At 63.6% G+C, this 20,972-nt stretch carries 23 protein-coding genes and 1 other RNA gene; 9 read left to right on the forward strand and 15 right to left on the reverse strand.

Annotated features, from left to right (window positions below):
• Positions 1-7: 7 nt before the first annotated feature.
• Entirely contained in the window at positions 8-814 is an 807-nt protein-coding gene (locus NCT32_RS01680) for a DUF3025 domain-containing protein (protein ID WP_409241415.1), read from the forward strand.
• 29 nt (positions 815-843) lie between these two features.
• Positions 844-1,257: RNase P RNA component class A (gene rnpB / locus NCT32_RS01685), an RNA gene on the forward strand.
• Positions 1,258-1,322: 65 nt separating this feature from the next.
• Here rnpB and NCT32_RS01690 read toward each other — a convergent pair.
• Together NCT32_RS01690 and NCT32_RS01695 are read right to left on the reverse strand one after the other, a co-directional pair.
• The gene (locus tag NCT32_RS01690; RefSeq protein ID WP_061117818.1) at positions 1,323-1,745 is read right to left on the reverse strand and encodes an OsmC family protein; all 423 of its coding nucleotides are present in this window, start codon (positions 1,743-1,745) and stop codon (positions 1,323-1,325) included.
• Positions 1,746-1,784: 39 nt separating this feature from the next.
• Positions 1,785-2,051: a hypothetical protein gene (locus NCT32_RS01695; protein WP_250489859.1), complete on the reverse strand. Its 267-nt coding sequence runs from the start codon at positions 2,049-2,051 to the stop codon at positions 1,785-1,787.
• A 267-nt stretch (positions 2,052-2,318) separates the two neighbouring features.
• Here NCT32_RS01695 and rplM point away from each other — a divergent pair, with 267 nt between their 5' ends.
• The 3 genes from rplM to erpA all read left to right on the forward strand — a co-directional run bounded on the left by rplM (position 2,319) and on the right by erpA (position 3,727).
• A complete protein-coding gene (rplM, locus tag NCT32_RS01700; RefSeq protein WP_008351572.1) occupies positions 2,319-2,747 on the forward strand; it encodes a 50S ribosomal protein L13 in 429 nt (142 codons plus the stop codon).
• A gap of 11 nt (positions 2,748-2,758) precedes the next feature.
• Positions 2,759-3,151, forward strand: a complete 393-nt coding sequence (rpsI, locus tag NCT32_RS01705; protein WP_061117817.1) for a 30S ribosomal protein S9 — start codon at positions 2,759-2,761, stop codon at positions 3,149-3,151.
• A 210-nt stretch (positions 3,152-3,361) separates the two neighbouring features.
• Complete coding sequence (erpA, locus tag NCT32_RS01710) at positions 3,362-3,727, forward strand: iron-sulfur cluster insertion protein ErpA (RefSeq protein WP_061117816.1); 366 nt, start codon at positions 3,362-3,364, stop codon at positions 3,725-3,727.
• A 64-nt stretch (positions 3,728-3,791) separates the two neighbouring features.
• Here the strand turns inward: erpA and NCT32_RS01715 are convergent, their stop codons facing one another.
• Positions 3,792-4,922 carry an anhydro-N-acetylmuramic acid kinase gene (locus NCT32_RS01715; RefSeq protein ID WP_086960961.1) on the reverse strand — a complete coding sequence of 377 codons (1,131 nt, stop codon included), beginning with the start codon at positions 4,920-4,922 and terminating at the stop codon, positions 3,792-3,794.
• 381 nt (positions 4,923-5,303) lie between these two features.
• Here NCT32_RS01715 and tyrS point away from each other — a divergent pair, with 381 nt between their 5' ends.
• Genes tyrS through NCT32_RS01730 form a run of 3 tightly spaced genes read left to right on the forward strand, consistent with a single transcriptional unit; the run spans position 5,304 to position 7,673 of the window.
• Positions 5,304-6,563 (forward strand): tyrosine--tRNA ligase, encoded by a 1,260-nt coding sequence (tyrS, locus tag NCT32_RS01720; RefSeq protein ID WP_061117815.1) that lies wholly within the window; start codon positions 5,304-5,306, stop codon positions 6,561-6,563.
• A gap of 4 nt (positions 6,564-6,567) precedes the next feature.
• Positions 6,568-7,026 carry a D-aminoacyl-tRNA deacylase gene (dtd, locus tag NCT32_RS01725; RefSeq protein WP_061117814.1) on the forward strand — a complete coding sequence of 153 codons (459 nt, stop codon included), beginning with the start codon at positions 6,568-6,570 and terminating at the stop codon, positions 7,024-7,026.
• Positions 7,023-7,673 (forward strand): histidine phosphatase family protein, encoded by a 651-nt coding sequence (locus tag NCT32_RS01730; protein ID WP_061117813.1) that lies wholly within the window; start codon positions 7,023-7,025, stop codon positions 7,671-7,673. Before dtd ends, NCT32_RS01730 begins: the two co-directional genes overlap by 4 nt.
• Here the strand turns inward: NCT32_RS01730 and ruvB are convergent.
• The 9 genes from ruvB to NCT32_RS01775 form a co-directional block, all read right to left on the reverse strand.
• The gene (gene ruvB / locus NCT32_RS01735) at positions 7,670-8,731 is read right to left on the reverse strand and encodes a Holliday junction branch migration DNA helicase RuvB (protein WP_061117812.1); all 1,062 of its coding nucleotides are present in this window, start codon (positions 8,729-8,731) and stop codon (positions 7,670-7,672) included. The genes NCT32_RS01730 and ruvB overlap by 4 nt on opposite strands.
• 55 nt (positions 8,732-8,786) lie before the next feature.
• Complete coding sequence (gene ruvA, locus NCT32_RS01740; RefSeq protein ID WP_061117811.1) at positions 8,787-9,368, reverse strand: Holliday junction branch migration protein RuvA; 582 nt, start codon at positions 9,366-9,368, stop codon at positions 8,787-8,789.
• A 24-nt stretch (positions 9,369-9,392) separates the two neighbouring features.
• On the reverse strand, positions 9,393-9,935 hold the full coding sequence (gene ruvC / locus NCT32_RS01745; RefSeq protein ID WP_061117891.1) for a crossover junction endodeoxyribonuclease RuvC: 543 nt from the start codon (positions 9,933-9,935) through the stop codon (positions 9,393-9,395).
• A gap of 88 nt (positions 9,936-10,023) precedes the next feature.
• Positions 10,024-11,589: a bifunctional phosphoribosylaminoimidazolecarboxamide formyltransferase/IMP cyclohydrolase gene (purH, locus tag NCT32_RS01750; protein WP_250489860.1), complete on the reverse strand. Its 1,566-nt coding sequence runs from the start codon at positions 11,587-11,589 to the stop codon at positions 10,024-10,026.
• Positions 11,590-11,653: 64 nt separating this feature from the next.
• Positions 11,654-11,887 carry a Fis family transcriptional regulator gene (locus NCT32_RS01755; protein ID WP_008351548.1) on the reverse strand — a complete coding sequence of 78 codons (234 nt, stop codon included), beginning with the start codon at positions 11,885-11,887 and terminating at the stop codon, positions 11,654-11,656.
• Positions 11,884-12,978 (reverse strand): tRNA dihydrouridine synthase DusB, encoded by a 1,095-nt coding sequence (gene dusB / locus NCT32_RS01760; protein ID WP_061117889.1) that lies wholly within the window; start codon positions 12,976-12,978, stop codon positions 11,884-11,886. Before dusB ends, NCT32_RS01755 begins: the two co-directional genes overlap by 4 nt.
• A gap of 212 nt (positions 12,979-13,190) precedes the next feature.
• Positions 13,191-14,387 carry a UbiH/UbiF/VisC/COQ6 family ubiquinone biosynthesis hydroxylase gene (locus NCT32_RS01765; protein ID WP_061117810.1) on the reverse strand — a complete coding sequence of 399 codons (1,197 nt, stop codon included), beginning with the start codon at positions 14,385-14,387 and terminating at the stop codon, positions 13,191-13,193.
• 2 nt (positions 14,388-14,389) lie between these two features.
• Positions 14,390-15,787, reverse strand: a complete 1,398-nt coding sequence (locus tag NCT32_RS01770; protein ID WP_061117809.1) for an aminopeptidase P N-terminal domain-containing protein — start codon at positions 15,785-15,787, stop codon at positions 14,390-14,392.
• A 229-nt stretch (positions 15,788-16,016) separates the two neighbouring features.
• Positions 16,017-17,321 carry a class I SAM-dependent RNA methyltransferase gene (locus NCT32_RS01775; protein ID WP_061117808.1) on the reverse strand — a complete coding sequence of 435 codons (1,305 nt, stop codon included), beginning with the start codon at positions 17,319-17,321 and terminating at the stop codon, positions 16,017-16,019.
• A 224-nt stretch (positions 17,322-17,545) separates the two neighbouring features.
• On the opposite strand from NCT32_RS01775, the gene NCT32_RS01780 reads away from it, so the two are divergent.
• On the forward strand, positions 17,546-17,764 hold the full coding sequence (locus NCT32_RS01780; protein WP_061117807.1) for a hypothetical protein: 219 nt from the start codon (positions 17,546-17,548) through the stop codon (positions 17,762-17,764).
• Between the two features lie 55 nt (positions 17,765-17,819).
• Here NCT32_RS01780 and NCT32_RS01785 read toward each other — a convergent pair whose 3' ends face one another.
• The 3 genes from NCT32_RS01785 to NCT32_RS01795 are packed head-to-tail and all read right to left on the reverse strand — an operon-like array spanning position 17,820 to position 20,748.
• Positions 17,820-19,262, reverse strand: coding sequence for an NAD(P)(+) transhydrogenase (Re/Si-specific) subunit beta (locus NCT32_RS01785; RefSeq protein WP_061117806.1), 1,443 nt, complete (start codon positions 19,260-19,262; stop codon positions 17,820-17,822).
• Positions 19,263-19,583, reverse strand: coding sequence for an NAD(P) transhydrogenase subunit alpha (locus NCT32_RS01790; protein ID WP_061117805.1), 321 nt, complete (start codon positions 19,581-19,583; stop codon positions 19,263-19,265).
• Positions 19,584-19,602: 19 nt separating this feature from the next.
• Positions 19,603-20,748 carry a Re/Si-specific NAD(P)(+) transhydrogenase subunit alpha gene (locus NCT32_RS01795; protein WP_250489861.1) on the reverse strand — a complete coding sequence of 382 codons (1,146 nt, stop codon included), beginning with the start codon at positions 20,746-20,748 and terminating at the stop codon, positions 19,603-19,605.
• Between the last annotated feature and the right edge of the window lie 224 nt (positions 20,749-20,972).

The raw sequence follows: 20,972 nt of genomic DNA on the forward strand, positions 1-20,972 counted from the left end.
TTCGAACGTGAGCGCGGGTTTCGCGGATATCGACTGGGCGCGGCCCTGGCTCGCGTCGATCGAAGCGCGCGGCAGGCGCTGGCAGGCGGCGGCGCTTGCCGGTTACAACGAATATCTCGCGACGCTCAACGAAGACGCGGCGGCGGCCTCCCATGTCACCGGCCGCGGCGAAGCGCTCGCGTTCATCGCGCAGGAAGAACTGCCGGCGGGCGCCTCGTACGAAGGGCATATCGCGCAGACCGGCCGCGTGCCGACTCGCCACAATCTCCACGATTTCTTCAACGGGTCGATGTGGTTCACGTATCCGCGCATCAAGGCGACGCTCAACGCGCTACAGGCACAGCAGATCGATACGCTCGGCATCGGCCCGACGCGCGGCGGCGTGCGCGACGCGCTCACGCTCTTCGACGAAAACGCGGTGCTCTTCGCCTGCGCCGATCCATCGCTGGCGCTTGCGCTGCGCGGTTTCCGTTGGCGCACGCTGTTCGTCGACGAGCGCACGGCGTGGGGCACGCGCTGCGAGGCGCGCATCTTCGGTCACGCGCTGCTGGAAAAGCTCGTCGCGCCGTACAAGGCGTGCACGGGGCACGCGTGGATCGTCGAGGTTCCCATCGACTATTTCACGCTCGACGATGCCGCCCGCCGCGCGCTGATCGACGAACGCGTGGCGCAGCGCCTGAACGCCGAGCCGCTCGACAGCCGCGCGTTCGCGCCGCTGCCGGTGCTGGGCGTGCCGGGCTGGTGGGCCGCGAACGCGTCACCCGACTTCTACGACGATACGAACGTTTTTCGACCGGGCCGCCGCAATCGCTGAAGCAGGTCCGATGTTAAAATCGATGCCGCAAAGCGGGCCAGGCAATCGCGGCCTCGACGGTTTCGGCCGAAGAGGGCGAGGAAAGTCCGGACTCCACAGGGCAGGGTGATGGCTAACGGCCATCCGTGGCAACACGCGGAACAGGGCAACAGAAAGCAAACCGCCGATGGCTTCGGGCGCAAGTCCGGAGATCAGGTAAGGGTGAAACGGTGCGGTAAGAGCGCACCGCGGACGTCGCGAGACGCTCCGGCACGGTAACCTCCACCCGGAGCAATTCCAAATAGGCAGGCGCGCATCCTCGCGATGCAGGACGGGGCCCCCGTCCGTCTGCGGGTAGGAAGCTTGAACGCGTCAGCAATGGCGCGTCTAGAGGAATGATTGCCACGCGCGTTCGGCTTCGGTTGGCGCGCGCACAGAATCCGGCTTATCGGCCCGCTTTGTCGTCATTCAAAGGAAAAGAGCCGGCGTCTGGCGACGCCGGCTCTTTTTCATTTCTGCTGGACCTGGCCTACGCTTCGACGATCTCGAACGAATGCGTGAGTTCGGCCGTCTTCGCCAGCATGATCGACGCCGAGCAGTACTTGTCGTGCGACAGATTGATCGCGCGCTCGACCGTCGCCGGATTCAGATTCTTCCCGGTCACGGTGAAATGGAAATGGATCTTCGTGAAGACTTTCGGGTCTTCGCTTGCGCGATCGGCCTTGAGCGTGACCGAGCAATCCTCGATTTCCTGACGGCTCTTCTTCAGGATCATCACGACGTCGTAGGCGGTGCAGCCGCCGGTGCCGAGCAGCACCATTTCCATCGGGCGCGGCGCGAGATTGCGGCCGCCGCCTTCGGGTGCGCCATCCATATTGACGAGATGGCCGCTTCCCGTTTCCGCGGCGAAGGCCATGCCGCCTTGTCCCATCCAGCTAACTTTGCATTCCATGCTCAGGCTCCAGCTGTTCAGCGCGTCGTTACAGAAACTTTATTGTAGCCGTTCAGGGATTTTCGACGGGTCGCGGCTTACGAGCATCCACGGGTTGACAAAGCGACAATCGCCGCGGTCGCCACGGCGTTGACCCAAAAAACCTGATTCGAGGATGCGCTCTAGAGGGATATTTTTCCGAAACGATGGCGCAAAAGCGTCGTAACTAACTGAAATTATTGATGAAGTGAAATCTTTATTTGTGATTTCAATATTTCGAATTATGAAATACGCTTTCATCATGCAAATCTTCTTGCCTTGCAGCATGACCGTGCCTATACTCGTCCCTGTCTCCTCCACCTCCTCTTTGGTGGATTAAGCCCGAGCCACAGCGGCCCGGGCTTTTTTTCGCCCTCGCGCCGCGTAAAGCGAATCTTTGACGCAACGGTCAAATTCCCTTTATAATTCAAAGTTCTCTTCGCCACACGCCCGCGGAGAGAGGCTTGTGAGAGCCTGCACGCGTCGCGAACGCACTCATATAAGCAGGGCCGAGCAAGGCAAAGTTCAAGGGCAGATCAATTTTTTGGATCGATCATGAAGACGTTTTCCGCAAAAGCCGAAGAGGTGACGCGCGAATGGTACGTGATTGACGCGACGGATAAGGTTCTCGGCCGTGTCGCCAGCGAAGTGGCACGCCGTCTTCGCGGCAAGCACAAGCCTGAATTCACTCCGCACGTCGACACCGGTGATTTCATCATCGTCGTCAATGCCGGCAAGCTGAAGGTCACCGGCAACAAGACCACGGACAAGAAGTACTATCGTCACTCGGGCTACCCGGGCGGCATCTACGAAACGACGTTCGGCAAGATGCAGGAGCGTTTCCCGGGCCGCGCGCTCGAGAAGGCTGTCAAGGGCATGCTTCCGAAGGGTCCGCTCGGCTACGCGATGATCAAGAAGCTGAAGGTCTACGCCGAAGCAACGCATCCGCATACGGCTCAACAGCCTAAAGCGCTCGAGATCTAAGGGGAGCCCACATGATCGGTAACTGGAACTACGGTACGGGCCGCCGCAAGAGCGCCGTCGCTCGTGTCTTCATCAAGTCGGGCAAGGGCGATATCGTCGTCAACGGCAAGCCCATCGCCGACTATTTCTCGCGTGAAACGTCGCTGATGATCGTGCGTCAGCCGCTCGAACTCACGAACCACGGCACCACGTTCGACATCAAGGTCAACGTGTCGGGCGGCGGTGAGACGGGTCAGGCCGGCGCGGTGCGCCACGGCATCACCCGCGCGCTGATGGACTACGACGCAACGCTGAAGTCGCAACTGTCGAACGCAGGCTTCGTCACCCGCGACGCGCGTGAAGTGGAACGTAAGAAGGTCGGTTTCCACAAGGCACGCCGCAGGAAGCAATTCTCGAAGCGTTAAGCGCTTCGGCATTTCCCCGGGACCGGAGCCGGTTCCTGGCGAAACTGCTGCGAAAGCCGCCCGCACCTTGGTGCCGGCGGCTTTTTCGTTTTTGCGCGCAAAATCACCGCCATGTCGAACTTGCATATAGCCCATTGATTTCATGGACATTCGGCACGATATTGAGATCAGCCCTACAATAGCGGTCAGAAGCTAAATTGGAGAGTTCGAATGAGCGCTGTCAGCGACACCCCCACGACCGAAATGCCGATGCCGTTCGTCTTCACCGACGCGGCTGCAGACAAGGTCAAGCAATTGATCGATGAAGAAGGCAATCCGGATCTGAAGCTGCGCGTGTTCGTGCAGGGCGGCGGATGCTCCGGTTTCCAGTACGGCTTCACGTTCGACGAAGAAGTCAACGAAGACGACACCGTGATGGACAAGGCCGGCGTGCAGTTGCTCGTCGATTCGATGAGCTATCAGTATCTCGTTGGCGCGGAGATCGACTATAAGGACGACATCAACGGCGCGCAGTTCGTCATCAAGAACCCCAACGCCACCACGACGTGCGGTTGCGGTTCGTCGTTCTCCGTCTGAGCACGAATCAGTCGATGTGAGCGAAACGGAGCCTTCGGGCTCCGTTTTTGTTTTCGGGCGCGCCTCAGTGCGGGTAGATTGCGCCGAGCACCCGCGCACCCGACGCGCCTGTCACCGCGGGCAGATTGCCCGGCTCGCGCGCAACGCAGCGCATCGCGAGCCACGCGAACGCAAGTGCTTCGACCTGCTGCGGCGGCACGCCGAGCGCCTCGGTCGTCATGACGGGCACGCCCGCAACGCCGCCGTCTTCCAGCGCCTGCTCGAGCATTTTCATCAGAACCGGATTGCGCGCGCCGCCGCCGCACACGTACACGGCGCGCACATCCGACGCGTGACGCGCGATCTCGCGGGCGACCGTCGTTGCGGTGAACGCGGTGAGCGTCGCCTGAACGTCGGCGGGAGCAAGGCTCGCGAAGGCGGCGAGCTTCGCGTCCATCCATGCCGCGTTGAACAGATCGCGGCCCGTACTTTTCGGCGGAGGCAGTTCGAAAAACGGCTCGTCGAGAAGGGCGTCGAGCAGCGCCTGATGCACCTGGCCTTGCGCCGCGAATTGCCCGCCATCGTCGTAGGCTCTTTGCAGATGACGCAACGCCCATTCGTCGATCAGCGCGTTCGCCGGACCACAATCGAAGCCGCGCACTTCGCCGCTTGCCGCAAGGATCGTGATATTGCTGATGCCGCCGAGATTGCACACCACGCGCGTCTCGTTCTTTTCGCCGAACACCGTTGCATGAAAGGCCGGCACGAGCGGCGCGCCTTGGCCGCCCGCGGCGACATCGCGGCTGCGGAAATCGGCGACGACGTCGATGTTGGTCATCTCCGCAAGCAGCGCGGGATTGTTGATCTGTCGCGTATAGCCCTTCTCCGGCCGATGCCGCACCGTCTGGCCGTGAACGCCGATCGCACGCACCTTCGCCGCCGAATAGCCGCTCATGCTCTGCAATTCATGACAGCACACGGCGTAACGCGTCGCGAGCGCATTGGCGGCGAGCGCCTCGCGCTCGATTTCGTGGTCACCGGGTGATTGCAATTCGAAGAGCGCGTCGCGCAAGCCTTTCGAGAAGGAGACATGCGCCTCGCCGAGCACGACGGGCGGCTTGCCCGCCGCGAATTGCACCGCGACGCCGTCCACGCCGTCCATGCTAGTTCCGGACATCAAACCGAAGTACACGCCATCGGCCTTGCCGGTTTCGATTGCTTCGGTTTTCTTGGGCACGCTGCTCTCCTCGTCGATGCCGTGTTGCGGATTTCGCTCAAGCGGCGATTATCCGCGTTATGCATCGAATCGTTAAGACGCGTCTGGCGTCGTCCTCATGGACCGACGCCTTTCGCCAGGCCGCAGCACGCGCAAACGCGCCTCATCCGACACGAAACGGCGCGAATGGCCGCGTCATCGCGTAAAATCCTGAGCCTGAACAAGCAATTGCGCGCGATTTCGTCATTTTTTCCGCGCACGCCGCGTTTCGACGCGCGGCGTCCCATCCGGCCGCGCCGGACCGCTGCGACGGTGTTGAGGCCAGATCGCGCCGCCCCGTTCGCCAGTCATCGAACCCTTTTGACTTCACAAGCCGCAAGCATGACCACAGATTCCAACGCTTCTTCCGCGCCCGCCGCCGCGCAGAGCTTTCCGATCACCGACGATGTGAAAAACGCGCTCGCCATCGCGAAGCGTGGCTGCGACGAATTGCTGATCGAAGACGAATTCGCGCAGAAGCTCGCAAGAAGCGCCGCGACGGGCAAGCCGCTGCGCATCAAGCTCGGTCTCGACCCGACCGCGCCCGACATCCACATCGGCCATACGGTCGTGCTGAACAAGATGCGCCAGTTGCAGGATCTCGGCCATCAGGTCATTTTCCTGATCGGCGATTTCACTTCGCTGATCGGCGATCCGTCCGGCCGCAACGCGACGCGCCCGCCGCTCACGCGCGAGCAGATCGAAAACAACGCGAAGACGTATTTCGAGCAGGCTGCGCTCGTGCTGGATCGCGAGAAGACCGAAATCCGCTACAACAGCGAATGGTCGATGCCGCTCGGCGCCGACGGCATGATCAAGCTCGCGTCGCGCTACACGGTGGCGCGCATTCTCGAGCGCGAGGACTTCACGAAGCGCTTCCAAAGCGGCGTGCCGATTTCGATCCATGAATTTCTGTACCCGCTGATGCAGGGCTACGACTCCGTCGCGCTGAACGCGGATCTCGAGCTCGGCGGCACGGATCAGAAGTTCAACCTGCTCGTCGGCCGTGAATTGCAGAAGCAATACGGCCAGGAACAGCAGTGCATCCTGACGATGCCGCTGCTCGAAGGCCTCGACGGCGTCGAGAAGATGTCGAAGTCGAAGAACAATTACGTCGGCATCAGCGAGAAGCCGACCGAGATGTTCGGCAAGCTGATGAGTATTTCGGACGTGCTCATGTGGCGCTACTTCGAGCTGCTGTCGTTCCGCAGCATCGATGAGATTGCGGGCTTCAAGAAGGAGGCGGAAGGCGGCCGCAACCCGCGTGACTTCAAGGTGATGCTCGCGCAGGAGATCGTTGCGCGCTTCCACTCGTCGGCGGACGCACAGCGCGCGCTCGACGACTTCAACCATCGCGCGAAGGGTGGCGTTCCGGACGACATTCCGACGGTGACGCTCGCGGGCGCCCCAATCGCGATCGGCCAGTTGCTGAAGCAGGCGGGCCTCGTGCCGTCGACGAGCGAGGCGCTGCGCAATATCGAGCAGGGCGGCGTGAAGATCGACGGCGCGACCGTCTCCGACAAGGGCCTGAAGATCGAGGCGGGCGAGTTCGTGGTGCAGGTGGGCAAGCGCCGTTTCGCACGCGTCACGCTGACCGCTTGAGCCGATGATCGCGCTCATTCAGCGTGTGAAGCGCGCCGATGTCCGCGTGGGCGAGCGCGTAACCGGTGCGATCGACGCGGGCTTGCTCGCGCTGGTCTGCGCCGAGCGCGGCGACAACGAAGCAGCAGCCGACAAGCTGCTCGCCAAGATGCTCGCGTACCGGGTGTTCAGCGACGCCGCCGGCAAGATGAACCTGTCCGTCTCGAACATGGATGGCGCGGGCCGCGCGGGCGGCGTCTTGCTGGTCTCGCAATTCACGCTTGCCGCCGATACGTCGAGCGGCTTGCGCCCGAGCTTCACGCCTGCCGCTCCGCCCGACGAAGGCAAGCGGCTCTTCGATTACTTCGTCGAGCAGGCACGCGCGAAGCATCCGATCGTCGAAACGGGCGAATTCGGCGCGGAGATGCAGGTGTCGCTCGTCAATGACGGGCCGGTTACTTTCTGGCTTCAGGTACGTCCATGACGACTCGGGTACTCTTCATCCGGCACGGCGAAACCGACTGGAATCGCATCAAGCGCATTCAAGGGCATATCGATATTCCGTTGTCCGAGCACGGCTTCCTGCAAGCCGAACAGCTCGGAGAACGCCTGGCTCGAGAAGGCGGGATCGATGCGGTCTATTCGAGCGATCTGCAACGCGCGCAGCAGACGGCGCGTCCATTCGCGGATGCGCTCGGGCTCGAGTTGCGCTTGTCGGAAAAGTTGCGCGAGCGGTTCTACGGCGCGTTCCAAGGCCATGACAGCGACGAGATCAGCGACAGGTTTCCCGCTGAATACGTCGAATGGCAGACACGCGATCCCGGTTTTTCACCGCCCGGCGATGGTGAGTCGCAGCGCGTGTTTTATCACCGCGTCGTGCATGCGATGGAACCGATCGTTGCCGCGCATCCGGACGGATGTATCGCGGTCGTCGCGCATGGCGGCGTGCTCGATTGCATCTATCGATTCGCGATGAAGCTGTCGCTCCATGAACCGCGCAACTGGCCGCTGCTCAATTGCAGCGTCAATGTGGTGGATTATCAGGATGGCGGGGCGAGGGTCGTGTCGTGGGGGGATGTCGCGCATCTGTCGACGGACACTGACGACGACAGCTTGCGCAAGCGCGCCTAGCCGTTGCTCGTATCCCAAAGATCCCGAATCGGCCCGGCATCCGGCGCAGCGATGCCGAAGTGCCGATACGTGAGCATGGTCGCGACGCGTCCGCGCGGCGTGCGCTGCAGGAAGCCTTGCTGGATCAGATACGGTTCGAGCACGTCCTCGATCGTATCGCGCTCCTCGCCGATTGCCGCGGCGAGATTGTCCACGCCGACTGGCCCGCCATCGAACTTGTGCAGGATCGCTTCGAGCAGCTTGCGGTCCATCAGATCGAAGCCGACGGGATCGACGTCGAGCATCTTTAGCGCGCGGTCCGCGACATCGGCGGAAATCACGCCGTCCGCTTTCACCTCGGCGTAGTCGCGCACCCGGCGCAGCAGGCGGTTCGCAATCCGCGGCGTGCCACGGGAGCGCTTGGCAATTTCCAGCGCGCCTTCGGGTACGATCTCCGCCTTCAACAAAGACGCCGACCGCGACACGATGCGCGCCAGTTCGCTCGCGTTATAAAACTCCAGCCGCGACACGATGCCGAAGCGGTCGCGCAGCGGATTCGTCAGCATGCCCGCGCGCGTGGTCGCGCCGACGAGCGTGAACGGCTGCAGATCCAGCTTCACGCTGCGCGCGGCCGGTCCTTCGCCGATCATGATGTCGATCTGATAATCCTCGAGTGCCGGATACAGGATTTCCTCGACGACCGGCGAAAGCCGGTGAATTTCGTCGATGAACAGCACATCGTTCGCTTCGAGATTCGTGAGAAGCGCGGCGAGATCGCCCGCGCGTTCGAGCACCGGGCCCGACGTCTGCCGCAAATTCACACCCATTTCCCGCGCGATGATATGCGCGAGCGTCGTCTTGCCGAGACCCGGCGGCCCGAACAGCAGTACGTGATCGAGCGCTTCGGAGCGCCGCTTGGCCGCTTCGATGAAGATTTCGAGTTGACCGCGCGCCTTTTCCTGCCCGATGTACTCGTCGAGCTTGTGCGGGCGCAGCGCGCGCTCGAACGCTTCTTCGTTCGGCGAGACGGGCGTAGCCGAGATGACGCGTTCGGCGGCGAGTTTGTCGGTTTCGATCATGGGTCGATTGTACAGCTAGGCTTCTCGCGGGGAATCGGCCGAATGGGCCAGGCCGTCACGCCTTCGAAAGTGCCTTCAGCGCCAGCTTGATACCCTCGGACACCCCCGTTCCCGCCGGCACATTCTTGACGGCGGCGAGCGCTTCCTTCTCGGAATAGCCGAGCGCGAGCAGCGCGTTGAGGATATCGGACGCGTGATCCGACTGGGAAACCGTCCCCGCAATCGCGCCGAGATCCGCGCCGAGCTTGCCTTTCAGTTCGAGCAGCAGCCGTTCCGCCGTCTTCTTGCCGATGCCGGGCACGCGCGTGAGGCGCGCGGCGTCTTGCGTCGTCACCGTCTGCGAGAGCTCGTGCACGCTCATGCCCGAAAGCACCGCCAACGCCATCCGCGCGCCGATGCCGCTTATTTTCAGCAACTCGCGGAACGTCGAGCGCTCCTGCGCGGTGAGAAAGCCGTACAGCAGATGCGCATCTTCGCGCACGATCAGCTGGGTGAGCAGCACGACTTTTTCGCCGGCATTCGGCAGGTTATAGAAGGTGCTCATCGGCACGTCGATTTCGTAGCCGACGCCGCCGCAATCGACGAGCAAGTGCGGCGGATTTTTTTCCAGCAGAACGCCGGCGATGCGACCGATCATGTGTTTGAACCAGAAGAAGTGTTATTAGCCGATGAGACGACCGCGCCGCACGCGCAAGCCTTTCTTCGCAAGCCCCGGCGCGATGCCGCCCAACGCCGCGAGGCCCGTGCCGCCGTGCGCGTGGCAGATGGCCATGCCGAGCGCGTCGGCGGCGTCGGTGCCTGGCACGCCGGAGAGGCTGAGGAGCCGCACGACCATCTGCTGCATCTGTTCCTTCGTCGCGCGTCCGTAGCCGACGACGGCCTGCTTCAACTGCAACGCCGTGTACTCCGCCACCGGCACGCCGCTCGCGACGAGCCCGCAAATGGCCGCGCCGCGGGCCTGGCCGAGCAACAGGGTCGATTGCGGATTCACGTTGACGAAGACCTTTTCGATCGCGGCCTGATCCGGATTGTGCTGCGTGATGAGCGTCGAGATACCGCTGAAGATGGTGTTCAGGCGCGAAGGCAAGTCGGCATCGGCCGTCTTGATGACGCCGCTCGTGACGTAAGTGAGCGTGTGCCCCGTCTTGTCGATGATGCCGAAGCCCGTCACACGCAGGCCGGGGTCGATGCCGAGGATTCTCATTCGTTCGCGATGCGCGTAGTCCAAATCAAAAAGGCCTGCTTGCGCTCTCGAAGCGCAAACAGGCCAATCTTAAATGAAGCGGGCGAGATTAATGGCGGAAATGACGCGTGCCGGTGACGATCATCGCGACATTGTGCTCATCGGCGGCGGCGATCACTTCGTCGTCGCGCATGGAGCCGCCCGGCTGGATCACGCAGGTCGCGCCCGCGTTCACGACGACGTCGAGGCCGTCACGGAACGGGAAGAATGCATCGGAGGCCACTGCCGAGCCGTTCAGCGTCAGACCGGCGTTCTGCGCCTTGATGCCCGCGATGCGCGCCGAATCCACGCGGCTCATCTGGCCCGCGCCGACGCCGAGCGTCATGCCGCCGCCGCAGAACACGATGGCATTCGACTTGACGTACTTCGCGACGCGCCACGCGAACATCAGGTCGTCCATTTCCTTCGGCGTCGGGTGGCGCTTCGTCACGACGCGCAGTTCGTGCGCCTGCACGTTCTTCGCATCGAGCGATTGCACTAGCAGGCCGCCGCCGACGCGCTTCAGGTCGAACGTGTTGTGACCGTCCCCGAGTGCGATCTGCAACAGGCGCACGTTCTGCTTCGCCGCGAACACGGCGCGCGCCGCCTCGCTGAACGACGGTGCGATCAGCACTTCGACGAACTGCTTCGCGACCGCTTGCGCCGCGGCTTCATCGACTTCGCGATTGAACGCGATGATGCCGCCGAATGCGGAGGTCGGATCCGTCTGGAACGCCTTCGAATACGCGTCGGCGGCGTTCGCGCCGATCGCCACGCCGCAAGGATTCGCGTGCTTGATGATGACGCAGGCGGGCGCATCGAACGTCTTCACGCATTCCCACGCGGCGTCCGAATCGGCGATGTTGTTGTACGACAGTTCCTTGCCCTGCAACTGCTCATAATTCGCGAGCGCGCCTGCGGGCACCGAAAGGTCGCGATAGAACGCCGCGCTCTGATGCGGATTCTCGCCGTAGCGCAGGTCCTGAACCTTCTCGAACGCCATGTTGAAGGTGGCCGGATACGTGTTGCGGCTCGAATGCTGCAGCTCTTCCGTGAGGCTCGTCAGATAGTTCGTGATCGCGCCATCGTATTGCGCGGTGTGCGCAAACACCTTCGTCGCGAGACGGAAGTTCGTCTTGTAGCCGACGGCGTTATTGTTCGCGCGCATTTCGTCGAGCACGGCGGCGTAATCGGCCGGATCGACGACGACCGTCACGTCGCGATGATTCTTCGCTGCGGAGCGCAGCATGGTCGGGCCGCCGATATCGATGTTCTCGATCGCGTCTTCCAGCGAGCACTCTTCCTTCGACACCGTCTGCACGAACGGATACAGATTGACGACCAGCAGGTCGATGGTCGGGATATCGTGTTTCTCGAGCGCGGCCATGTGCTCGGGCAGGTCGCGGCGCGCGAGAATCCCGCCATGCACTTTCGGATGCAGCGTCTTCACCCGCCCGTCGAGCATCTCCGGAAAGCCGGTGTAGTCGGCGACTTCGGTCACGGGCAGGCCCGCGTCGGCGAGCAGTTTCGCGGTGCCGCCGGTCGAGAGGAGCTTGACGCCGAGCGCCGACAGCGATTTGGCGAAATCGACGATGCCGGATTTGTCGGAAACGGAAAGGAGCGCTTGCTTGATCATGATGAACACTGAAACCGAAAAGGGAAACCAGGCCGGACCAAGGCGCGCGCCTCAGTCCGATGAATCAAATCAATCCGTGCTGCTGAAGCTTCTTGCGTAACGTGTTGCGGTTGATGCCGAGATACTCGGCCGCGAGCGATTGGTTCCCGCCCGCCTGCTCGAGCACCACTTCGAGCATCGGTTTTTCCACGCACGAAATCACCATGTCGTAGACGTCGTGCGGGTTGGAGCCGTCCAGATCCTGGAAGTAGTTGTCGAGGCTCTGGCGGACGCATTGTTCGATGTTATGTCTGCTCATGCGGCAATCAGTCGGTCTGTCGTGTTGTTGAGCCCGCCGCACGATTCTTCCCCTTCCGCGTCTTCGGCGTCACCGGACTCGTCCACATAGACGAGGCGGTCCGACAACGCCTTTTGCGCGTCAAAGAATTCGTTGACAGCGAGCAATTGTTCTTTGGTCGTGTCCAGCGTATTCATCCGGTGCCGGAAGGTGTTGGCGCCGGAAAGGCCGCGAGTGTACCAGCCGATATGCTTGCGCGCAGTCCGTACGCCGGTGAATTCCCCATAAAAGGCGTAGTGATCTTCGAGGTGTTCGTTCATCACCTGCTGGATCTCGTCGATGCGCGGCGGCGGCAGGCGCTCGCCGGTCGTCAGGAAATGTTCGATCTCGCGAAACAGCCACGGACGCCCCTGCGCCGCGCGGCCGATCATGATGGCGTCGGCGCCGGTCGCGGCGAGCACGTCGCGCGCTTTTTCGGGCGTCGTGATGTCGCCGTTCGCGACGACGGGAATCGTCACCGATGCCTTCACGGCCGCGATGGTTTCATACTCCGCGTCGCCCTTGTAGAGATCGGCGCGCGTGCGGCCGTGGACGGTGAGCATCGAAATGCCCGCGTCCTGCGCGATCCGCGCAATGGTCAGCGCATTCTTGTTTTCGCGATTCCACCCCGTGCGAATCTTGAGCGTCACGGGCACGGCGCCCGGACCCACGCCGACCGCCTGCACCACGGCTTCCACGATGCGCGCGACGAGCGGCTCGTTCTGCAGCAGCGCCGACCCCGCCGCGACGTTGCACACCTTCTTCGCCGGACAGCCCATGTTGATGTCGATGATCTGCGCGCCGTTCGCGACGTTGTGGCGCGCGGCCTCGGCCAGCATCTGCGGATCGGCGCCGGCAATCTGCACCGAGATCGGCTCGACCTCGCCGGCGTGGTTCGCGCGGCGCATGGTCTTTTCGCTTTTCCACAACTGCGCGTTCGAGGCGACCATCTCCGACACCGCGTAGCCAGCGCCCATGCGTTTGCAGAGCTGCCGGAACGGGCGGTCGGTGACGCCTGCCATCGGAGCGACGAACAGGTTATTGCGCAGAACGTGTGAACCGATGGTGAGCATGAAGGCTGAACGATCCGCGCTGATGATCTCGGCAAGAGCCGCGTCAGGCGGATGCAACGTTGCTGAAGGGGAAACGCCTATTTTAACGCGAAGAGCGTGCTGAAATTAAGAGCAATCGTCTGCAAGTCTTTAAATCTTCTATGAAAGAACGGGCGCTCATAGAGGATAACTCCCACGGCTTAGCGCAGACGGTTGCCATATTCCGTGCCGGGTCAGCGCCGTTGGCCGAACATCATCTGCCGGGCGAGCGCGGATTTCACCGGCGGGAGGAACTCGAGCGCGGTGAGGGCGAGACCGCGCACCGCGGCGAACGGCGGGAAATCGACCGTGAAAATGCGCGCGAGGGCGTCGGTCGCGCCGATCGTCAGGCGCCGGTCGAGCGTGCGGCGCTGCGCGAAGCGGGCGAGCGCGAGCGGGCGCGGGCCGTCGGCGGACAGGGCGTCGGTAAGCGCGAGCGCGTCGCGCAAGCCGAGATTCAGGCCCTGACCCGCGACCGGATGCAGCGTCTGCGCGGCATTGCCGATGGCGACGGTGCGCCGGTCGACGAGCCCATCGAGCGCGGTCAGGCCGAGCGGGAACGCCGCACGCGACGCGATGCGCGTGAAGCGGCCCATGCGCGAGCCGAAAGCGGCGCCCAGTTCGGCGAGGAAAGTGTCGTCGTCGAGCTGCATGCGGCGCGCGGCTTCGTCGGGCGTGCAGCACCAGACGAGCGAGTAGTCCGCGTGACGCTGACCGCCACAGGGCAAAAGCGCGATCGGTCCTTCGCCGGTGAAGCGTTCCCACGCGACGTTCGCGCGCGGATCCGAGACGCTTACCGTGCCGACGATGGCCGTTTGCCCGTAATCCCGCGCGCGGCGCTCGCCGGGCGCGGTCACGTCGCTCTTCTGATAAAGACCGCCTTCGGCATTCACGAGCACCTTCACACGGATCGTGCGCTCGCCGCTGGACGACTGCAGCGGCAGTGTGACGCCGTCGTGATCCTGCAGCGGCGCGAGTGCCGAGGTATCGGTGAGCCAGTGGACCTTGGTCGCGCGCACCGCATCGGCAAGCGCGCCGACGAGCGAGCCGTAACGCACCACGTAGCCCAGTTCGGGCAGCTCATGCTCGTCGTGCTCGATCAGCGTGCGGCCGAAGTGCCCGCGCTGCGACACGTGAATGCGGCGGATCGGCGTGGCGTCACCGGGAAAGCCGAGCGGCTGGAGCATCACGCGGCTGCCGTGCGACAGCGCGAGTGAGCGCGGATCGTTGGCGGCTGCTTCGGGCGTGCGCGCGTCGATCAGCGCGATGGACAGGCGCGACGTGGCGCTGCGCCGCGCGAGCCAGCCGGCGAGCGCGAGCCCGACCGGCCCCGCGCCGACGATGGCGATGTCGTAGTCGAAATGCGGTTCGATGCCTTGCACGTCGCTCATGGTCAGTTTGCGTTTGAATCGCGCATCAGCGCTTCGATCTCGTCGGCCGCGACGGGCACCTCGCGCGTGATCAACTCGCAGCCGCTTTCCGTGATGACCGCGTCGTCCTCGATGCGGATGCCAATGTTCCAGTACTGTTCCGGCACGTCTTCGGCGGCGCGCACGTAGAGACCCGGTTCGATCGTGAGCGCCATGCCGGGCGCCAGCGTGCGCCAGGGCCGCGCGCCTTGCTCGTCGAGCGGACCGTCGGCCTCGCGGTATTCGCCCGCGTCGTGTACGTCCATGCCGATCCAGTGTCCCGTGCGATGCATGTAAAAGCGCGCGTAGGCGCGTTGCGCGAGGACATCGTCGAGGCTTGCGAACTTTGTCTTGTCGAGGATGCCGGTATCGAGCAAGCCTTGCGACAGCACTTTCAACGCCGCCTGATGCGGCGCGTCGAAGCTCACGCCGGGGCGCGTCGCATCGACGGCTGCCGCCTGGGCCGCGAGCACGATGTCGTAGAGCTCGCGCTGCGCGGGCGTGAAGCGGCCGCTTGCGGGGAATGTGCGCGTGATGTCGGAGGCGTAGCCGTCGAGTTCGCACGCGGCGTCGATGAGGATCAGGTCACCGTCGCGGGCGATTGCGTTGCCCGCCGGATAGTGCAGCACGCAGGCGTTCGCGCCCGCCGCGACGATCGATCCGTATGCAGGCGCCTGCGCGCCGTGCCGGCGGAACGTGTAAAGCAACTCGGCTTCGATCTCGTACTCGCGCATGCCGGGGCGGCATGCGCGCATCGCGCGGCGGTGAGCTTCGGCCGAAATCGAAGCTGCGCGGCGCATGATGGCGATTTCGTGCACGTCTTTCACGAGGCGCATCTCGTCGAGGATGGGCAGCACATTTTCCGCGCGGGCGGGTGCGCGCACGCCGGTACGACCTTGCGCGCGCACAGCGGCGAGCCAGTCGCGCACTTGCGCATCGAGGTCCGCCGACGTGCCGAGCGCATAGTGCAGCGCGGGCTTGTCGGCGATCAGCCGGGGCATTTCCTCGTCGAGCGCGCTGACGGGGAATGCGGCATCGAAGCCGAAGGCGTCGCGCGCGGCTTCTGGGCCGAAACGAAAGCCTTCCCACGTTTCGCGTTCCGTGTTTTTCTCGCGGCAGAAGAGAATCGACGCGGGCTCGCCGTCCTTCGCGCTCGCGTTCAGCACGAGCGTCGCCTCGGGTTCGTTGAAGCCCGTCAGATAGTAGAAGTAGCTGTCGTGCCGGAAAGGGTAGTCCGTGTCCCGGTTGCGCATGACTTCCGGCGCGGTGGGGACGATGGCCACGCCGCCGCCTCGCGCACGCAGCGCGGCGAGCACGCGCTCGCGACGCGCGCGGTAAATATCGACGGCGATGGGACTGGCGAGTTCGGTCGGTGAGTTCATGCGCCGATTGTAGCGCCGGCTTCGCGATCACGGCACCTGGCCATTCGGCATAGGCCGAAACGCATCCGGGACGATGCAGTATCGCCCGGACGTGGCAGCGCATGCCTTCTCGCGATCGTCGGCGGGAGGCGTGCGATTCGTGCAATCTGCCTATGCCATTCGGCCGAATGGCTTCACGTGTGCCGCCGCTGCATACTTGTTTCGAAGGCAGCGCATACGGCGGCGCGGCTCATTCGCCAGCAGGACGATTGCGCACGCTGCCCGCGATCAGATCGAAGCGGAACAGGCGGCATTCGAGCGCGCCATTGAAAAGCGGCGTCTTGGTCGATTCGCGCAGCCGCAAGAGGCCCGGCAATTTGCGGTCGGATGTGAGCACGTACGCCCGCCAGCCGGGAAAGCGCTGCTTGAGCGCGTTGCCGAACGAGACGAAGAATTCCGTGTCGGCCGGATCGGGCTGTGCGCGTGCAAACGCGTCGTCGTCCTCGCGGCGCGAGCGCGCCGTATCGCGGATCTCGCCGCGCGGTCCGCGCCCGCGCACTTCTATCCGCTCGCCATAGGGCGGATTGGCGATGAGGATGCCCGGGGCGTCGGTGGGCGGGACCATGTTGCGGGCGTCGACCTGCTTGAGCGACAAATCGGTAATGCCCGCGCGGCTCAGGTTCGCGCGCGCCTTTTCGAGCATGTCGCCGGAGATGTCACTGCCGAAGATGTTCAGCTCGGCTTGCGTGGCGCGCGCGGCGCGGCGCTGTTCGAGGGCGGCCGTTTTGAGCTTCTGCCACATGCCCGGATGAAACGGCTTGAGCTTTTCGAAGCCGAAACGCCGATCGTTGCCCGGCGCGATGTTGAGCGCGGTCTGCGCCGCTTCGGCGAGGAAGGTGCCGCTGCCGCACATCGGATCGAAGAGCGGCGTGCCGGGCGTCCAGCCGGTGAGGCGCAGGATGCCAGCCGCGAGATTTTCGCGCAGCGGCGCGGCGCCCTTGTCCAGGCGCCAGCCGCGCTTGAAGAGCGGTTCGCCGGAGGTGTCGAGATAGAGCGTGCACTCGTTCACCGTGAGGAACGCGAACACGCGAACGTCGGGCTGCGCGGTGTCGATGCTCGGACGCGCGCCGGCGACATCGCGCAGGCGGTCGCAGACGGCGTCCTTGACGCGCAGCGTCGTGAATTCGAGGCTCTTCACCGGCGATTTGATCGCGGTGAGGTCGACGCGCATCGTCTGGCTGGGCGTGAACCATTGCTCCCAGCGTTGCCGATGCGTGAGTTCGTAGATGTCTTGCTCGCTGCGATACGGGCCTTGCGCGACCTTCAGAAGCACCCGGCTCGCGATGCGCGAATGCAGGTTCGCCGCCATGCCCGCGACCCAGCCGCCCCGGAAATGCACGCCGCCGGGCACTTGTGCGCCGACGACCAGCGATCCGCCGCCCGACAGCGGCGCGCTCGCCACATGACGCTCGCCGATCTCCGAAAGCTCGGCGGCGAGCGGCGCTTCGAGACCGCGCGGGCAGGGGACAAACCAGTCGAAGAGTGGGGAGGACATGAGCTGCTTTGAGGGACGTTGAAAGGCGGTATTGTACGCGCGTGCTTCACCGGCCCAGGACGTCGTCGCTCTTTGCAAACAAACCCGCGCCTTTCGCAATGGCGTCGGGTACGAACCGTTGGCCGGTCGTTTCCGCTCGTCCGAATTGGGACTATTCGCCTGTTGCTACGTCAGTCGGATCTCCAGAGTCTGATTTGGCGAACCTGCCAATCAAAGGAGATTCCATGCCGAACGTGTACGTTGAACCACTTCCGAAACATCGCGACGGGGCAATCGAAGGCTACGCACTCGAGCTCTCAGCCACGCAACGGCTGACCACCGTCGACTACCGAACCCAGGCTGATGCGATAAAAGCTGCGCGCGCCAACGGCTATAAACCGCTGGTCGCGCGCGTGAGACAAACCGACAAGGGCAATCCCGATCACTGGCGCGCAGCAGATTGATTACGCGCCTTCTTGTCCTGGCAGCCGCGCTGCGGCTGCCAGGCTGCACTCGTCGTTATTCGACCGCCTTCATCATGTCCTCAACCACCTTCTTCGCATCCCCGAACACCATCATCGTCTTGTCCATATAGAACAGTTCGTTGTCGAGTCCGGCATAACCCGCCGCCATCGAGCGCTTGTTCACGATGATCGTCCGTGCCTTGTACGCTTCGAGAATGGGCATCCCTGCGATCGGCGACTTCGGATCGTTCTTCGCGGCGGGATTCACCACGTCGTTCGCCCCGAGCACGAGAACCACGTCCGTCTGACCGAACTCGCTGTTGATGTCCTCCATCTCCTGCACCATTTCGTACGGCACTTCGGCTTCCGCCAGCAGCACGTTCATGTGCCCCGGCATGCGCCCGGCGACCGGGTGAATCGCGTAGCGCACATCGATGCCTTTTTCGACCAGCTTGTCGGTCAGCTCCTTCAACGCGTGCTGGGCGCGCGCGACGGCAAGACCATAACCCGGCACGATCACCACGCTTTCCGCGTTGCCGAGCATGAACGCGGCATCGTCGGCGGAACCGGACTTCACCGGACGTTGCTCCGTCGAGCCGCCCGCGGCCGCGCCGCCGGCTTCGCCGCCGAACCCGCCGAGAATCACGTTGAAGAACGACCGGTTCATCGCGCGGCACATGATGTACGACAGAATCGCACCCGACGAACCCACCAGCGACCCCGCGATGATCAGCATCGGATTGTTCAGCGAGAAGCCGATGCCCGCCGCCGCCCAGCCCGAGTACGAGTTCAGCATCGACACGACCACCGGCATGTCCGCGCCGCCGATCGGAATGATGATCAGCACGCCGAGTGCGAACGCGATCAGCGTCATGACGACGAACGGCAGCCACGACTCGGTGAGCATGAAGATCACGCCGAAGCCGACCATCGCGATGGCGAGCAGCAGGTTGATCAGATGCTGTCCCGAATAGGTGACCGGCGCGCCCTGAAACAGCCGGAACTTGTACTTGCCCGACAGTTTCCCGAACGCGATGACCGAGCCCGAGAACGTGATCGCCCCGACGAACGTGCCGATGAACAACTCGACGCGATTGCCATAGGGAATCGGCTCGCCGAGCGGGGCCAGTCCGAACGCGGCAGGTTCGGCCACCACGCCATACGCGATACACACCGCCGCGAGACCGATCAGCGAGTGCATCGCCGCGACGAGCTCGGGCATCTTCGTCATCTCGACTTTCGCCGCGATGTACGCGCCCGCACCGCCGCCGACGATCAGCGCGACGAACAACAGCGACAGCCCGAGCGCCAGATTGGCTTCGAGATAAGCCGCCTGTTTCACGATCAGCGCGAGCGTGGTGAGAATGGCGATCGCCATGCCCGCCATGCCGAACGTATTGCCGATGCGCGCGGTCTTCGGATTGGACAAGCCTTTCAGCGCCTGGATGAAACACACCGAGGCGACGAGATACAGGAGAGTGACGACGTTCAGGCTCATTTACGCGCCCTCCTTGCTGACGATCTTCTTCGGTTCCTTCTTCTTGAACATCTCCAGCATTCGCCGTGTGACAAGAAAGCCGCCGAACACGTTCACCGCCGCGAGCAGCACGGCGAGCGTGCCGAAGAACTTGCCCGCCACGCCGACCGTGAGGCCGACCGCGAGCATCGCGCCGACGATGACGATCGCCGAAATCGCATTGGTCACGGCCATGAGCGGCGTATGCAGCGCAGGCGTGACGTTCCACACGACGTGATAGCCGACGTAAATGGCCAGCACGAAGATGATGAGATTGATCACCGTGTGATTGATGACATCCATGTGCGTCTCCGTATCGGCGTTAAGCGGCCGGACGCGTGACTTGTCCGTCGCGGCACTGGAGCGTGGCCGCGACGATGTCGTCCGCGAGGTCGATGTTGAGCGTGCCTTCCTTGGTGAGGATCAGTTTCAGGAAGTCCAGAAGATTGCGGGCATAGAGCGCGGAGGCATCGGCTGCGACCATCGAAGCGAGGTTCGTGTGGCCGACGATATGCACGCCGTGCTTCATCACCACCTGATCCACTTCGGTGAGCGGACAGTTGCCGCCTTTCTTGCCTTCGAACTCGGGTCCGCGACCCGCGGCGAGATCGATGATCACGGAGCCTGGCTTCATGTGCTTGACCGTTTCCACCGAGATCAGCGTCGGCGCCGGACGGCCGGGAATCAGCGCCGTCGAGATGACGATATCCGCCGCTTTCGCACGCTCATGCACCTGCGCCGATTGCCGCGCGAGCCAGCTCGGCGGCATCGGACGCGCGTAGCCGCCGACGCCGACCGCCGCTTCGCGCTCCTCGTCGGTTTCGAAGGGCACGTCGACGAACTTCGCACCGAGCGACTCGATCTGCTCCTTCACGGCCGGACGCACATCGGAGGCTTCGACGACCGCGCCGAGACGCTTGGCCGTGGCGATCGCCTGCAGGCCCGCGACGCCCGCGCCGAGCACGAGCACGCGCGCGGCTTTGACGGTGCCGGCAGCGGTCATGAGCATCGGCATGAAGCGCTGGTAATACTGGCAAGCCATCAGCACCGCCTTGTACCCGGCGATGTTCGCCTGCGACGACAGCACGTCGAGACTCTGCGCGCGCGTCGTTCGCGGCGCGGCTTCGAGCGCGAACGCGGTGACGCCCGACGACGCGAGCAGCGCGGTGTTTTCCGTATTGAAGGGATCGAGCATGCCGACGAGCACGGCGCCCGGCTTGAGCATCGCCAGTTCGCTTTCGCTCGGTGACTGCACCTTGAGGACGATTTCGGCGGAAAGGGCCGTGGCCGCATCGACGAGATCCGCGCCCGCTTGCGCGAAGGCATCGTCGATATAGCTTGCCGGCAAGCCCGCGCCGCTCTGGACAGAAACGCGATGTCCTTGCGTGACGAGCTTTTTGACCGTTTCGGGCGTAGCGGCGACGCGCGCCTCGTTCGCCCGCGTTTCAGCAGGCACTCCGATGTGCATCTTCAAATCCTCCTGTCTTTGTTGCCATCGTCACCCCGGGGAAGGGTTAGGAAGGCTTAAGGCTGAGTTGTTATTCAAATGCTGGAACGGACGGCTATCGCAACTGTAACCGAAGATGGCACGCGCAAGAATCCGATCCGGCACTCGTTCCACCCGTCGAGCGTCAGCGCTTACCCTTAGGACAGGGCGCGCGGGAACGTCGCCGGGACGGTAAAATATCTCAC

This window comes from Caballeronia sp. INML2, assembly GCF_023631365.1.
GTDB classification, from domain to species: Bacteria; Pseudomonadota; Gammaproteobacteria; order Burkholderiales; family Burkholderiaceae; genus Caballeronia; species Caballeronia turbans.

Bases quoted from the DNA above. Each gene is read 5' to 3' on its own strand.
- ruvA (WP_061117811.1), bottom strand. From the start codon at position 9,368: ATGATCGGTCGCATCGCCGGCGTTCTGCTGGAAAAAAATCCGCCGCAC.
- NCT32_RS01795 (WP_250489861.1), bottom strand. From the start codon at position 20,748: ATGCACATCGGAGTGCCTGCTGAAACGCGGGCGAACGAGGCGCGCGTC.
- purH (WP_250489860.1), bottom strand. From the start codon at position 11,589: ATGATCAAGCAAGCGCTCCTTTCCGTTTCCGACAAATCCGGCATCGTC.
- NCT32_RS01765 (WP_061117810.1), bottom strand. From the start codon at position 14,387: ATGAGCGACGTGCAAGGCATCGAACCGCATTTCGACTACGACATCGCC.
- NCT32_RS01730 (WP_061117813.1), top strand. From the start codon at position 7,023: ATGACGACTCGGGTACTCTTCATCCGGCACGGCGAAACCGACTGGAAT.
- NCT32_RS01755 (WP_008351548.1), bottom strand. From the start codon at position 11,887: ATGAGCAGACATAACATCGAACAATGCGTCCGCCAGAGCCTCGACAAC.
- NCT32_RS01775 (WP_061117808.1), bottom strand. From the start codon at position 17,321: ATGTCCTCCCCACTCTTCGACTGGTTTGTCCCCTGCCCGCGCGGTCTC.
- NCT32_RS01695 (WP_250489859.1), bottom strand. From the start codon at position 2,051: ATGCTGCAAGGCAAGAAGATTTGCATGATGAAAGCGTATTTCATAATT.
- tyrS (WP_061117815.1), top strand. From the start codon at position 5,304: ATGACCACAGATTCCAACGCTTCTTCCGCGCCCGCCGCCGCGCAGAGC.
- NCT32_RS01690 (WP_061117818.1), bottom strand. From the start codon at position 1,745: ATGGAATGCAAAGTTAGCTGGATGGGACAAGGCGGCATGGCCTTCGCC.
- ruvB (WP_061117812.1), bottom strand. From the start codon at position 8,731: ATGATCGAAACCGACAAACTCGCCGCCGAACGCGTCATCTCGGCTACG.
- rplM (WP_008351572.1), top strand. From the start codon at position 2,319: ATGAAGACGTTTTCCGCAAAAGCCGAAGAGGTGACGCGCGAATGGTAC.
- NCT32_RS01790 (WP_061117805.1), bottom strand. From the start codon at position 19,583: ATGGATGTCATCAATCACACGGTGATCAATCTCATCATCTTCGTGCTG.
- NCT32_RS01780 (WP_061117807.1), top strand. From the start codon at position 17,546: ATGCCGAACGTGTACGTTGAACCACTTCCGAAACATCGCGACGGGGCA.
- ruvC (WP_061117891.1), bottom strand. From the start codon at position 9,935: ATGAGAATCCTCGGCATCGACCCCGGCCTGCGTGTGACGGGCTTCGGC.
- rpsI (WP_061117817.1), top strand. From the start codon at position 2,759: ATGATCGGTAACTGGAACTACGGTACGGGCCGCCGCAAGAGCGCCGTC.
- NCT32_RS01770 (WP_061117809.1), bottom strand. From the start codon at position 15,787: ATGAACTCACCGACCGAACTCGCCAGTCCCATCGCCGTCGATATTTAC.
- dtd (WP_061117814.1), top strand. From the start codon at position 6,568: ATGATCGCGCTCATTCAGCGTGTGAAGCGCGCCGATGTCCGCGTGGGC.
- NCT32_RS01785 (WP_061117806.1), bottom strand. From the start codon at position 19,262: ATGAGCCTGAACGTCGTCACTCTCCTGTATCTCGTCGCCTCGGTGTGT.
- erpA (WP_061117816.1), top strand. From the start codon at position 3,362: ATGAGCGCTGTCAGCGACACCCCCACGACCGAAATGCCGATGCCGTTC.
- dusB (WP_061117889.1), bottom strand. From the start codon at position 12,978: ATGCTCACCATCGGTTCACACGTTCTGCGCAATAACCTGTTCGTCGCT.